Here is a 12,746-nt window from a genome sequence, read left to right as displayed (position 1 = left end):
CGATATCGTTATCGGCCTCAATGCATATCATCGGGGCGTCTATCTATTTCTCAAGCCCGTCGATCGGTCCATGGTTCAGCAACACTTGGCTGACCACTATCGCGCGCGAATGACCGAGCGTCTACCTCGACTTTCGCAGCCCCCACGTTCGTCGGAAAAGCCGTTTTACAAGGCATGGCGCTCTTTCCCGTGATAAACGCGCAGGATATCCGCCACCACCGCCAGAGCGATTTCCGCCGGGGCCTTGCTGCCCAGATCGAGGCCGATGGGCATGTGTAAACGGGCGATCTGTTCATCCGTCAGACCACCGATGCGTTTGAGCCGCTCGGCGCGCTTGGCCGAAGTGGCCTGAGAGCCCATGGCGCCGATGTAAAACGCCGGGGTGTGAACCGCTTCCATCAGCGCCAGATCATCGATTCGCGGATCGTGAGTCAACGCCACCACCGCGGTCGCTGCGTGACAACCTCCGGCGGCGATAAACATCGAGGGCAGCACACGCTGCATTTCCACGCCCTCAAGATGTACATGCAGCATTTCTTCCCGGGGGTCGCAGGCGATGACTTCGCAACCGATGGCGCGGGCGAAACTGGCGCAGACTTCCGCGACCGGCGAGAGCCCTGCCAGAATCAGTCGCAGTGCCGGGCCAACACTGATGCGCACACTTTCGTCGACGACTTGCACCCGCTCGCTGCCGTGACCGGTGTCCGGGTCCAGGCGCAAGGCACCGCTGCTCAGCTCGATATGACGCTGCAGACGTCGCTGGCCGAGCAACGCCGCTTGCAGACTCTCCAGGTGCGCGATCCATTCGAGACTGGCAGCGCGGTGCTCGACCAGCACGATCAGCACACCACCACAGGGCAATCGCAGACGGTGGCGTTGCTCGACGCTGTCGCCATAACTGACGATCTGCGCCGGTTCGCGTAATTCACCGCGTGTCAGGCTTTCGAGGAACTCCTCCTCGACGCAGCCACCGGACAGCGAGCCGACGTGTTCCCCCGCACCATTGGTCACCAGCATCGCACCCGGCGCACGCGGCGCCGAGCCATAGGTGGAGAGCACCGTGCACAGCCACTGTGCCTGCCCGACGCGAGCCCATTGCAGTGCCTGGTCGATCACCTGAACATCGAGATGGCGCATGTTTTCTATACCTCAAGCAAAGCGTGGTACTGCATGCGGGGTTACGTTTACGGTAACCTGCGAGCAACCTTGTTCAATCGTTGATTCAACATGTCGCCACAACAATTTTTGCAACTTGGGCCGCTGCGCCTGGAATATCGCCAAATCCCTGCGGCTGACCCATCGCGACCGACGCTTGTGCTGCTGCACGAAGGCCTCGGCAGCGCCGACCAATGGAAAGACTTCCCCCTGCGCCTGGCCCAGGCCAGCGGTTGCGGTGTGGTCACTTACAGCCGGCAGGGTTACGGGCAATCGAGCCCGGTAACCCTGCCGCGTCCGCTGAACTACCTGAGCAGCGACGGCCCTCGTGAACTGCGGCAATTGCTCGATGCCTTGCAACTGCCGCACGTGGTCTTGCTCGGTCACAGTGACGGTGCATCCATCGTCCTCGCCTATGCCGCCGCCAACGATCCACGGGTGTTGGGCAGCATTGCTCTGGCGCCTCATGTGATTGTCGAGACCGAGAGCCTCGATGGCATTCGCCATACCACCGAGGTTTGGCATCAGGGCGAATTGCGCGAACGCCTGGCACGCCACCATGGGACCAATGTCGACAGCGCTTTTCACGGTTGGAGCGACAGCTGGTTGCACCCGGACTTTTCCCTGGACGATCTTGAAGCGCAGTTGGCTTATATCGAAAAGCCGCTGCTGGTCATTCAGGGTCGCGAAGACCACTACGCCACGCCCGAGCAACTGGTGGTCATCGAACGACAGGTGCCTGGGCCGTGCCGCTGTGTGTTGCTGGATGACTGCCGGCACTTTCCCCAGACCGAAGCGACCGAGCGGACCTTGGAGCTGGTCTGCGAATTCCTGGAGCGCCTCCCCGCCTGAATGTACCGAACGTGACTCAACCATCGACCACCTCATCCAGCGTTGCTACGCGCTCCGGCCGTTCACGCCAGCGACGGACGACACCCAGTTCGATATCGAACATATCCAGCACCCTGCCAACGGAGTGATCGATCATGTCTTCCAGGCTGGTCGGCTTGGCATAGAACGCTGGCACTGGCGGCGCGATCACTGCACCGAGTTCGGCCAACTCGGTCATGCTGCGCAGGTGATTGCGGTGCAGTGGCGTCTCGCGAACCATCAGCACCAGGCGCCGGCGTTCCTTGAGCACCACGTCGGCGGCGCGGGTCAGCAGTGTTGACGTCACGCCGCTGGCAATCTCCGACAAGCTGCGTATCGAACACGGCGCGATGATCATGCCCATGGTTTTGAACGAGCCACTGGCGATTGCCGCGCCAATGTCCTGATTGACGTAGCTGACGTCCGCAAGGGTCTTGATCCGGGACCAGGACATATCGGTTTCATGGGCCAAAGTAATCAGCGCCGATTTGCTGACCACCAGATGAGTTTCAATCGGCGTGTCGCGCAACAGCTCCAACAGACGCACGCCATAGACGGCGCCGGAGGCACCGGAAATTCCTACGATCAGCCGCTGCGGCCGGCTATTACCGGGAGTGCCCATGGTTGCCTTCCTCTATCGGACCTTCTTTGTAGAAATGGATGGTGTCGAGTGCGGTGGTCATGGTTTTGCCGATCATCTCGATGAACAGCATTGCCGCCGGGGTCAATGGTCGACGGGCGTCGTGCACACAGACCATGCGCCGGCTGATTCCTGGCGCGGCCAGCGGATAGGCGCGCAAAGCGCCTTCGTGCAATCCGCGATGCAGGATGGTTGCCGGCAGCACGCTGACCCAGTCGCTGCGACGCAAGAAGTCCTCGATGACCGCCAGATCGTCCACCTCCAACTGCGGGGTGACTTCAATGCCCTGGGCAGCAAGGTGCTGGTCGATCACCCTGCGCAACCCGTGACGACGCGAGGGCAGCACCAGTTTGAATCCCGCCAGACTGGCCAACGGCAAGGGCAACGCTCCGTTGAGGCGATTGGCTGCACCGGTGGCGACCAGTAGCTCCTCATCGAAGATGTCGTGGCCGATCAGGTGCTCATGCTGAAAGCTTTGGTTGATGACCGCGAAATCCAGCACGCCGGTCAGGACCTTCGCGATCAATTCCTGGCTGTAGCCCGAGGTGACGCTCAATTCAACCTGTGGCTGATGCTCGACGAAATGCGCCAGCGTGCTCGCCAACGCGTTGTTGGCGGCAGACGCGATCAGCCCGGCGCTGATGCGTCCGCCAATCTGGCCGCTACGGTCGATCAGGGCCTGACGCGCCGCCAGCAGCTGGCCAAGAATCGGCATGAACAAGCGATAAGCCTGATCTGCGGCCTCGGTCGGCGCCATGCCCTTGGAGCTGCGCTCGAACAACGTCTGCCCGAGTTCTTCCTCAAGCCTGGCGATCTGCATCGACAACGCCGGTTGCACGATATTCAAGCGCTGTGCAGCCCGGGTGACGGAGCCCTCTTCATAGAGGCAGGTGAAATACTTCAGATGGCGCAGCTCCATAGTCACCCTCGCGTGCGCGCTCAACCGAGCGTGCCGACGTTCTGATAAATGTGTTTGAGCTCGCTGAAATCCAGCAGCGCATCGACGCCATGCAAGCGCCCCAGGCCGCTCTTGCGGTAGCCACCGGTTTCCGCCTCGGCGAACAATTTGTTGTGGTCGTTGAGCCACACCGTACCGTTGCGCAGTGCCCGAGCGACACGCCAGGCGCGAGCGCCCTGCCCGGTCCAGACACTCGCGGACAGACCGAACTCGGTATGGTTGGCGCGCGCTACTGCCTCGGCTTCATCTTCGAAGGACTCCAGCACCAGCAACGGGCCGAAAATTTCTTCCTGACAAAAGAACGCGCTGCTATCGCGATGGGCGATCAGCGACGGCGCGAGGAATGCACCATTGCCCAGTTCACCCTGCGGGCGACCACCGGCCAGCAGCACTTCGTCACAGCTGTCCAGTGCCTCGCCGATGCGTCGCTCGACGTTGTCCCGGGATTGCCAGTCGATCAGCGGTCCCATGTTCGTCGCTGGATCGAGGCCATTGCCCAGGCGGATCCGCCCCAGTGCGGCGCTCAGCGCGGTTTTCATTTCGGCGAAGCGGCTGGCATGCACCAGCACGCGTCGGGCGGCAGTGCATTGCTGGCCAGAGATAATGGTGGCTGCCGCGGCCAGTTTCGGCGCGATGGCGGCAATATCGGCATCTTCAAAGACCAGGCAGCAGGACTTCCCACCCAGTTCCAGAGAGAGCTTTTTCATGGTCGCCGCGCAGTCGCGCATGATGCGCTGGCCGGTAGCGGTCGAGCCCGTGAAGCTGAGCACATCCACCCGCGGCGAAGCCACCAGATGTGCTGCCCCGGCATGCCCGCTCTCGGTGAACAGATTGACCGCCCCTGCCGGCAGGCCCGGCAACGCGAACAGCGGTTCGAGCATCGCCGCGTTGAACAGCGCCGTTTGTGGCGCGGGTTTGATCACCACCGTGCAACCCGCCGCGATCGCCGGCGCCAGAGCACGCACCAGCAGCACCGCCGGGGCATTCCACGGAATGATCAGCCCCGCCACTCCGGCGGGTTCGCGCAGCATGCTGGAGAACTCACCGGGCGCCACTTCGAGCATGTGCCCCGGGTTGTGCCGGGCCAGGCCGGCGTAATAAAGAATCTCGGAAATCGCCCCGCCGATCTCTCCTCGGGACTGCGCCAATGCCTTGCCGTTCTCGCGGGTCAGCAACTGCGCGAGCTGTTCCTGACGCGCTGTCAGGCCGGCAGCCCACTCCAGCAATAGCTGCTGACGCAGGCGTGGATTCTGCGCCCACTGCGGGTCGTTGAAGGCTCGGGCGGCGGCGGCCACCGCCGCTTCAGCTTCGGCCTCGCCGCCGTCGGCAAAGCATCCGATCAGCTCACCGTTTGCCGGGTCGAGACTGTCGGTCCAACGATCCGTAGCGGTCCATTGTCCATCGATGAAGTGTTGGCTTTGCATGAGTCCTCCTTGAATCAATGGGTCACCGAACCGCCGTCGACCACAATGGTCTGGCCGCTCATGAAATCGCTGTCGGTGCTGGACAAAAACAGCAGCGCGCCGATCAGATCCTGCGGCACCGCTTCGCGCTTGATGCAGCGGCTGGCAATGTTGTTGCGCACGATATCCCCGGCCCAGGCGGCATTGGCCTGGACGTTGGCGCTCATGGTCAGGCCGGGCGCCAGGCAGTTGCAGCGGATGCCGGCGTCGCCGACTTCGCGCGCTATGGAGCGAGTCAGGGCAATCACCGCGCCCTTCGACGCGACATACGCCGCCATCATCGGTGCGCCTTTGAAAACCGTTGCCGAGGCAATGTTGACGATCTTGCCGTAGCCCTGACGGCGCATCACCGGCATTACCGCCTTCGCGCACTCGAAGGAACCGCGCACGTTGACCGCCATGATCCGGTCCCATTCCGCCGAGCTGGTCTGCTCGAACGGTTTGAGTTCCAGGGTGGCGAACAACGCAGCGTTGTTGATCAGCACATGCACACCGCTGAACTGCGCCACGGCTTCCTCGACCATGGCTTGAACCGCGGCACCGTCGGTCACGTCACAAGCGATTGCCAGGGCCGTACCGCCCTTGTTACGGATCGCGGCGGCGGTTTCGTCAGGCGCCTTCAAATCGCAAAGCACCACCTTCGCGCCCTCGGCCGCCAGGGCCTGGGCATACGTGGCACCGATGCCTTGCGCGGCACCGGTAATGATCGCGACTTTTCCCTTCAATCTGCTCATTGCGTTTTCCTTTACTTGAAGTTGCCTTGGGTTTCCGGAATCACCACGCTGCCGATCAGGTAGATCACCGACAGGCCGACAGCGAACATCGCCAGCACCACGGGGATTTGAGCCGGGCTGCTGCTGAACAGGGACACAAAGGTCGGCATGGTTCCGCCGAGGGCGAAGCCGATGTTCCAGGACAACCCGGTGCCGCTGGCGCGCAACTCGGTGGCAAAGCGTTCGTTGAGGAAGATCAGGATCGGCGCGATGATCGCCCCGCCCATGAAGGCAATGCCCACGCAATACAGCGCAGTGCGGGCCAGCGAACCCGGCTCGGCGACACCGAGGAACATCATCGGCAAGCTCACCAGGTTGAGCACGCCCAGCAGCATGAAGGTCTTCTTGCGGCCGATCAGGTCACTCAGGTAACCGAAGGCCAGTGCTCCGACAATGGTTGCCACCGACCCGTACATGAGCAGCTGCGAAGTCTGCGTATGGGGAACTTTGGCGACCACGTTGAGCAAGGTCGGCAGATAACCGCAGGCCAGGTAATACGTAGCCCCGCCGCCGAACGTAATCAGCAGGTTGACCAGCATCACGCCGCGGTACTCGCGACCGAACAGACGCTTGAGTGGCGACACGGCCACCACCGCCGGCCCCTTGGTTTTGCGCGCTTGTTGCAGTTGCTGCCAGACCGGGGTTTCTTCCAGGTAACGGAACATCACCAGACCGAAGAACGTGCTGAGCAAGCCGCAGAAGAACATGAAGCGCCAGCCCCAGACGTCAAATTCCTCCCCGGGAAAGATCTCCGACAACACCAGATAAGTGAATGACGCCAACAGCGCGCCCATGCCGGCACCGGCGCCACCGATCAACCCGGACATCAAGCCGCGATAGCGCGGCGAGATGGATTCGGTGCCGATGGTGTGCGTGGAGGCGACGATGCCGCCAACGAAAACGCCCTGAATGATCCGCAAGATCAAAAACAGTATCGGGGCCAACACCCCGACCTGGTGAATGGTCGGCAAGGCGCCGAACAGTGCCGTGGAAATACCGACGCCGACCATCGACACCATCAACGCACGCTTGCGGCCGTGTTTGTCGGCATACGCGCCGAAGATCGCCGAGCCCAGCGGACGTACCAGCAAGGCCACGGCGAACGAGGCATACACCGCGGCCAGCGACAGTGTCGGGGTGTCCGAGGGGAAGAACATACGGCCGATGATCGGCGCCACGTAGAGCAGAATGAACAGGTCAAACAAATCCAGCGCCCAGCCGAATGTCGAAGCAAATGCCGCAAGCAAGGCCTTGCCCGGTGGAATCTGCGGTGTATCGGTAGCGGCGCTGGTTGGCGGTGCAGTTGTTGTTGTCGTGGTCATGGTTGCCTCACACAAGACGTGTCTTGAGCTGGTTGGAACTATCGGGAACAGGCCGCTGAACACCAGCGGCCTCCGGGTTCAATCGTGCTTCTGGAGCACGCACTGCCAGTCCTGCGGTGCCGCGTGCGCCACCTTGTCGAGCTCGACTTCCTGTTGGCCCGGCACCTGGATTCGCTTGAAGCGCATGGTCGGTGCCGACAGCGGCACCGTGGCGTCGTAGCCCATCTTCGAGCCGACACCGTCGCGGGTGGACGGATCGAGTTTCGAGCCCTGGGATTCGTGGATCAGCACCAGGTCGCGGTCGGCCTGGAACCGGGTGGCAATAGCCCACTCGACTTCCATGGGGTCATGAATGTCCACATCCATATCCACCACGGTGACGTGCTTGATGTCGTAGTGACCGCCCAGCGCGCCGAGGATGACGTTCTTGCCCTCGCCTTCGGAGCGTTTGTCGATCTGCACATAAAGGTGATAACGACACACTCCGCCCTTGCTCAGGTGCACGTCACGCACGCACGGAAAGCTGCGGCGCAAGTGCGCAAGCATGGTCGCTTCGCGCGGGATGCCGCCGAGCAGCAAGTGTTCCAGGCCGCCGCCGACGATGGTGTGAAAGATCGGGTCGTGACGATGGGTTACGGCGTCGACTTCGATCACATGGCGTTCGGCGCGCTCGCCGTAGTACTGCGGAAACTCGCCGAACGGGCCCTCCATCTCCCGCGCCTTGGCCAGCAGCCGGCCCTCGATGACGATCTCGGCGTCGGCAGGTACGCGAATCTGGTTGGTCACACAACGCGTTACTGCCAGCGGACGGCCATGCAGCGCACCGGCAATTTCCAGTTCGTCGTGATCGATGGGCACGATGGCCTGGGATGCCAGCAAGGTCAGTGGATCAGCCCCAATGACCACCGCCACCTCCAGATCCTCACCCAGCGCCTCGACTTCCTGAAAGAAGGCCAGCGCATGGCGTGGCAGCAGCAGCGCGCCCAGGCGATTTGGGCTGCTCACCTGCAAGCGGTGAATCGAAACGTTCTGCACCCCGGTGCGCGGGTTGCGGGTAATCAACAGGCCGGCAGTGATGTAAGGGCCGCTGTCGTGCTCGTTGTGGGTGGGAATTGGCAGCAGTCGATTCAGGTCGATCTCGCGATGCACCACTTGCTGACAAACTGCATCACTGACTTCGCGCCACGGCAGGGGATTGAGGCTGGCCGCCTCGAAACGCGCCAACACTTCAGCGGACTCCACGCCCATGGCCTCGGCCATCCACTGCCGGTCGGACAACAGACCGGACACCACCGCGATCGAATGGCCGCCCGGCTGGGGAAACAGTGAAGCGCTCTTGCCGTCCAGACGATTGGCAATCGCTGCAACGCCGAAACGCAGGTCCACGCCGGGACGTATCATTGTCAAACGCTGCCGGCGCTGCAAATGGTCGAGCCAGCCACGCAGGCTGGCGCCTGCTGGCAGGTCCCCGGCCCTGTCGGCTTCGGGGGTGGAAAGAGTCACAGGCTGCATGGCCTTACCTCGTCATTATTGTTTTGGTGGCATGCCCGGTCACCCCGATGGCATGCCCGTTTGAATCGTCGGGATTCAGTTTCCGGTAGTGCTCGCACCGACGGGCCTGGTGCTGTCGGCATGTTCGGGTTTGCCACCGCGCAGCAAATGGCTCAGGGTCATGATCACGAGCGGCGTGGCCAGTGCGATGTAGGCATTGTCGATGCCATAGGGATTGCCCATCAGGAACCAGCCGATGGTGATGATCAGTGACGCGATGATGCTGATGAACGCACCCTGCCGCGTGCCGAATGTCGGCGCGTAAAACACCATCAGCACCAGCACCGCGAGTGAAGCGCGCAAGGCTTTGGCGAGGAAGGTCACCACCAGCACGTCGGAGGCGTACAGCGCCAGTGTGATGGGCAGCAGGCCGGCGACGATGGTCGCGGTCCGGGCAAAGTTGAGATTCTTGCGATCATCCCCTCGGGGGTTGAAGAACGGCTGATAGAAGTCCTTGAGCAACAATGTGGCGATGCCCATGGTGAGCGCGGCCATGGTGCCGAACAGCGCCCCGGCCAGTCCTGCGACGACGATCCCGGCCATCCATTCGTGCATGTGCCCGAGGATTTGCGGAAAGGCCTGCAACGAAGGAATCTGCGGAAACAACACCGCGCTGCACATCCCCACCATCGCAGCGATCAGGCCGTAGGGAATCAACATCAACGCGCAGTAGAAACTCGCATGTTGGGCCTTGCGCCCGTCACTGACGGTATTCACTGCCTGCACCACGTACTGGGTGGCGAACGTCGCGCCGATACCGGCCACCAGCCAGGCGAAAATCTTCGGCCAACCGACGTTGTCGACTTCGAACATCGGCGCTGGCAGTCGCGCCACCAACTCGCCCATGCCGCCAACCTTGCTCAAGGCAAAACCCAAGGCGAGGATGATCCCGGCGTACATCATTATCGCGTGCAAGACGTTGGTATAGATCACCGAACGCATGCCGCCGATGCCGACGTACAGCACCGAAACAATACCGACGATGATGATCGCCGACGTCCGCTCGATGCCCAGCAAGGTCGCGAGCACGGCCCCGCCGCTGGCATAGATCGAGACCGCAACGATCGACAGCGCGCAGATCATGATCACTGACGTGGCGAAGCGTACCGGCTCGCCGTAAGTGCGGGCCAGCGCCCCGGAAATGGTGTTCTCGCCGAGGTCCTTGTACTTCTTCGCCAACAGCATGGAGAAGATCACGAAACCGACGCCCAGGGCGGCGATGTTCCAGGCAGCGGAAATGCCATAGGTGTAACCCGCCTGGGCCGTACCAATGCTCGCGGTAGTGCCGATGAACTCGGACATCATCAGAAAACCGATCAGCACCGCCGGGAAGTCCTTGCCTCCGGTGGTGAAGTTTTTCGCGCTTTGTGTAGAGCGTCGAACCCAGAAACTGATCAACGCCAAGACCACCATGTAGGCGGCCACGATGGTTAATACCAGCCAGCTAGAAGCCATAAGTGGAACTCCGATTTTTATATTTATTGGACGGATTTCGGTGCAGCCGATCTCACCCTAAGAGCCCCGCAACAGGTTTTCCATTAACGAATATTGATGCGTCCTATCAGTCTCAGTGAAGGGGCGGCAGGCCCTGCTCCGTAAGGGCGCACGCCGTTTCCGACATGCTCCCGGGCCTGCTCGCCGGTACGCATTTACTCGCCGGTGAACACTGCCACACGCTTGCTGTGAAACGCTTCGACGCCTTCCTTGAAGTCCTTGGAACTGCGCAGACGGCTGTAGCAGTGACCTTCCATTTCGATCGCGACGGTCAGCGGCGCGTCTTCGTTGTCATTGATCAGTTTTTTCGCCGTGCGCTGGGCCAGCGGCGAGAAGCGCCGCAGTTCATCGACCAGCGCATCGACGGTGCTTTCCAGTTCGGTATCCGGCACGACCTCGGTCGCGATACCCCAGGCATAGGCCTGGTCGCCGGTGATGCGTTTGGCGCGCATCACCATGTGCTTGGTGCGGGTGATACCGATGATTTTCTGCAGGCGTGCAGAGCCACCCGAGCCCGGGATCTGCCCCAGGTTCTGCTCAGGCAAGGCGTAGCGGGTGGTTTGCGAAGCAATGCGGAAATCGCAGGCCAGGGACAGTTCGAAACCGACGCCGAAGGTGTAGCCGCGGTTGGCAACGATCACCGGTTTTTCGCAACGTGCCGGTGCCGCGACGTTCCAGGCCAGCTTCGAAACGTGCTCCGGCGACGCTTCGAGGAAGCCCTTGATGTCGCCGCCGCTGGAGAAGTGTTCACCCACCGAGCGCAGCACGATGACGCGCACCCCCTTGTGTGCATCGAGGGCTTCGAAGACCAGGCGCAGTTGATCGCGCTGACCCATGGAAATGACGTTCAATGGCGCCCGGTCGAGGATGATGTCGGCGCGCTCGCGGGACACATCGACTTCAACCTGGAAGCCATCGAACCGAGTGTCGAGAAATTGCTGGATCGCTTGTTGTTGCATGGGAGTGTCCTCTGGATGATTAGCTGATGGCCTTCAAGGCCTGTTCCTGGAATTGGGCCAGCAGTACGCGCCGCAGCACCTTGCCCACTGGAGATTTGGGAATCTGGTCGATGAACTGGTAACGCCGTGGCCGCTTGAATTTGGCCAGGCCCGAAGCGATGCAATGGGCATCAAGGTCGTCTTCCGAGACCTCGGCACGCAGCTTGATAAATGCGGCAATGATCTTGCCCCACTGCTCGTCCGGCAGACCGACCACCACCACTTCTTCCACCGCCGGGTGCAGCGACAGCATGTTTTCGATTTCCGCCGGGCTGACGTTTTCGCCGCCGGTGATGATCAAGTCATCGACGCGGCCCGTGACGAACAGATCGCCCTCCAGATCGAAGTAGCCGATGTCACCGGTGAAATACCATCCGTCACGCAACGCCTTGGCGTTCGCTTCGGGGCGGTTCAGGTAGCCTTCGAACGCCTCGTCGCTCGCCAGGTCGGCGATGATCTGGCCCTCCTCCAACGGGTTGACCTGCTTGTCCGCCGTTTCAGCATCGATCGGCACCACGCGCACTCGCTGGTTCATTGCACTGCGCCCTGAGGAGCCGGGTTTGCGACTGGCCTGCTGGTCGATGGTGAAGGTGTAGATTTCCGAGCTGCCGTAATGGTTGACGAACAATTGCGGCTGGAATGCCTGCTCGACGCGACGCATCAAGCCATCGCTCATCGGCGCGCCGGCAAAGCCGATTTTCTCGACACTGGCTACTCGCTCGCGGGCAAAAGCCGGGTGTTCGATGAGCATGTGGTAGAGCGTCGGCACCAGGTACAGATTGCTGACCTTTTCCCGCTCGATGGCCTGCAGCGTGGCTTCCACGTCGAACTTCGGCACACAGACGAAATGCCCGTCGATCAGCGCCATGGACAGCAACGAACGCACGCCCATGGTGTGGTAAAGCGGCATGACACCCAGCGTGCACTCGCTCTGGCGGTAGAGGTTTTGCGCGACGTGGGCCACCGCCGCGGCGCGTTCACTACGGTGCCGACGGGGCACGCCCTTGGGCTTGCTGGTGGTCCCGGAGGTGTACAGCAGCAGTGAAAAGTCTTCGGCATCGGCCTGCAAAATGATGCCGGAGGGGGTCTGCGAACACAGTTCCTCGAAACTCAGGTCGGTGTTGGCGGCACGGAGTCCCGCGGCGATCCGTGGCAGCCTGGTGGCGGCGCTGCAACCGGCCACGGCGGTCACGGTAGCGTCGTCGTAAGCCACTGCACGGATTTGCGCATCTTCGATGCAGTAGCCCAGTTCCTCGGCAGTCGAACGCCAGTTCAACGGCGTCATGACGATGCCCGCAAACTGACAGGCCCAATGCAGGGTCGCCATCTGCCAGCGGTTCTGCATCACTACCAGCAGTCGGTCACCCCGTTGCAGCCCAAGGCGTTGCAAGCCCCGCGCTGCGCTCTGGATATCGACGAACCAGTCTTCATAGGTTTTCTTCAACGCACCGTCACTGACCGCCACGGCGTGCGGTCGGCGTTCAACGGCAGCGAGGAAACTGCGTCCGAGATCGAACATTAT

11 protein-coding genes are annotated in these 12,746 nt (G+C 61.8%); 1 reads left to right on the top strand and 10 read right to left on the bottom strand.

Annotated features, from left to right (window positions below; translation table 11 throughout):
* Positions 1 to 165: 165 nt before the first annotated feature.
* Positions 166 to 1,137 (bottom strand): XdhC family protein, encoded by a 972-nt coding sequence (locus tag PMA3_RS09845; RefSeq protein WP_064676957.1) that lies wholly within the window; start codon positions 1,135 to 1,137, stop codon positions 166 to 168.
* Between the two features lie 90 nt (positions 1,138 to 1,227).
* Here PMA3_RS09845 and PMA3_RS09840 point away from each other — a divergent pair, with 90 nt between their 5' ends.
* The gene (locus tag PMA3_RS09840) at positions 1,228 to 2,007 is read left to right on the top strand and encodes an alpha/beta fold hydrolase (RefSeq protein ID WP_064676956.1); all 780 of its coding nucleotides are present in this window, start codon (positions 1,228 to 1,230) and stop codon (positions 2,005 to 2,007) included.
* Between the two features lie 16 nt (positions 2,008 to 2,023).
* On the opposite strand, the gene PMA3_RS09835 is transcribed toward PMA3_RS09840, so the two are convergent.
* The 9 genes from PMA3_RS09835 to PMA3_RS09795 all read right to left on the bottom strand — a co-directional run bounded on the left by PMA3_RS09835 (position 2,024) and on the right by PMA3_RS09795 (position 12,743).
* The gene (locus tag PMA3_RS09835; RefSeq protein ID WP_064676955.1) at positions 2,024 to 2,647 is read right to left on the bottom strand and encodes a UbiX family flavin prenyltransferase; all 624 of its coding nucleotides are present in this window, start codon (positions 2,645 to 2,647) and stop codon (positions 2,024 to 2,026) included.
* Positions 2,631 to 3,584: a LysR family transcriptional regulator gene (locus PMA3_RS09830; RefSeq protein ID WP_064676954.1), complete on the bottom strand. Its 954-nt coding sequence runs from the start codon at positions 3,582 to 3,584 to the stop codon at positions 2,631 to 2,633. The genes PMA3_RS09835 and PMA3_RS09830 overlap by 17 nt, the downstream gene beginning before the upstream one ends.
* 20 nt (positions 3,585 to 3,604) lie before the next feature.
* Positions 3,605 to 5,047: an aldehyde dehydrogenase family protein gene (locus PMA3_RS09825; RefSeq protein WP_064676953.1), complete on the bottom strand. Its 1,443-nt coding sequence runs from the start codon at positions 5,045 to 5,047 to the stop codon at positions 3,605 to 3,607.
* A 14-nt stretch (positions 5,048 to 5,061) separates the two neighbouring features.
* A complete protein-coding gene (locus PMA3_RS09820) occupies positions 5,062 to 5,820 on the bottom strand; it encodes an SDR family NAD(P)-dependent oxidoreductase (protein ID WP_064676952.1) in 759 nt (252 codons plus the stop codon).
* 11 nt (positions 5,821 to 5,831) lie between these two features.
* Complete coding sequence (locus tag PMA3_RS09815; RefSeq protein WP_082930285.1) at positions 5,832 to 7,181, bottom strand: MFS transporter; 1,350 nt, start codon at positions 7,179 to 7,181, stop codon at positions 5,832 to 5,834.
* A 78-nt stretch (positions 7,182 to 7,259) separates the two neighbouring features.
* Positions 7,260 to 8,693: a UbiD family decarboxylase gene (locus tag PMA3_RS09810; RefSeq protein ID WP_064676951.1), complete on the bottom strand. Its 1,434-nt coding sequence runs from the start codon at positions 8,691 to 8,693 to the stop codon at positions 7,260 to 7,262.
* Positions 8,694 to 8,768: 75 nt separating this feature from the next.
* Positions 8,769 to 10,187, bottom strand: a complete 1,419-nt coding sequence (locus PMA3_RS09805; protein WP_064676950.1) for a sodium:solute symporter family protein — start codon at positions 10,185 to 10,187, stop codon at positions 8,769 to 8,771.
* Positions 10,188 to 10,381: 194 nt separating this feature from the next.
* Positions 10,382 to 11,185 (bottom strand): enoyl-CoA hydratase/isomerase family protein, encoded by an 804-nt coding sequence (locus PMA3_RS09800; protein ID WP_064676949.1) that lies wholly within the window; start codon positions 11,183 to 11,185, stop codon positions 10,382 to 10,384.
* Between the two features lie 19 nt (positions 11,186 to 11,204).
* Positions 11,205 to 12,743, bottom strand: a complete 1,539-nt coding sequence (locus tag PMA3_RS09795; RefSeq protein WP_064676948.1) for an AMP-binding protein — start codon at positions 12,741 to 12,743, stop codon at positions 11,205 to 11,207.
* Positions 12,744 to 12,746 lie beyond the last annotated feature (3 nt).

Origin of the sequence: Pseudomonas silesiensis (assembly GCF_001661075.1) — a bacterium.
In the GTDB taxonomy this organism is placed as follows: Bacteria; Pseudomonadota; Gammaproteobacteria; order Pseudomonadales; family Pseudomonadaceae; genus Aquipseudomonas; species Aquipseudomonas silesiensis.
This window is presented reverse-complemented; position numbering and strand designations above follow the sequence as displayed.

Coding starts and splice junctions, on each gene's coding strand:
- PMA3_RS09835 (WP_064676955.1), bottom strand. CDS start 2,647: ATGGGCACTCCCGGTAATAGCCGGCCGCAGCGGCTGATCGTAGGAATT.
- PMA3_RS09820 (WP_064676952.1), bottom strand. CDS start 5,820: ATGAGCAGATTGAAGGGAAAAGTCGCGATCATTACCGGTGCCGCGCAA.
- PMA3_RS09825 (WP_064676953.1), bottom strand. CDS start 5,047: ATGCAAAGCCAACACTTCATCGATGGACAATGGACCGCTACGGATCGT.
- PMA3_RS09810 (WP_064676951.1), bottom strand. CDS start 8,693: ATGCAGCCTGTGACTCTTTCCACCCCCGAAGCCGACAGGGCCGGGGAC.
- PMA3_RS09795 (WP_064676948.1), bottom strand. CDS start 12,743: ATGTTCGATCTCGGACGCAGTTTCCTCGCTGCCGTTGAACGCCGACCG.
- PMA3_RS09845 (WP_064676957.1), bottom strand. CDS start 1,137: ATGCGCCATCTCGATGTTCAGGTGATCGACCAGGCACTGCAATGGGCT.
- PMA3_RS09815 (WP_082930285.1), bottom strand. CDS start 7,181: ATGACCACGACAACAACAACTGCACCGCCAACCAGCGCCGCTACCGAT.
- PMA3_RS09800 (WP_064676949.1), bottom strand. CDS start 11,185: ATGCAACAACAAGCGATCCAGCAATTTCTCGACACTCGGTTCGATGGC.
- PMA3_RS09805 (WP_064676950.1), bottom strand. CDS start 10,187: ATGGCTTCTAGCTGGCTGGTATTAACCATCGTGGCCGCCTACATGGTG.
- PMA3_RS09840 (WP_064676956.1), top strand. CDS start 1,228: ATGTCGCCACAACAATTTTTGCAACTTGGGCCGCTGCGCCTGGAATAT.
- PMA3_RS09830 (WP_064676954.1), bottom strand. CDS start 3,584: ATGGAGCTGCGCCATCTGAAGTATTTCACCTGCCTCTATGAAGAGGGC.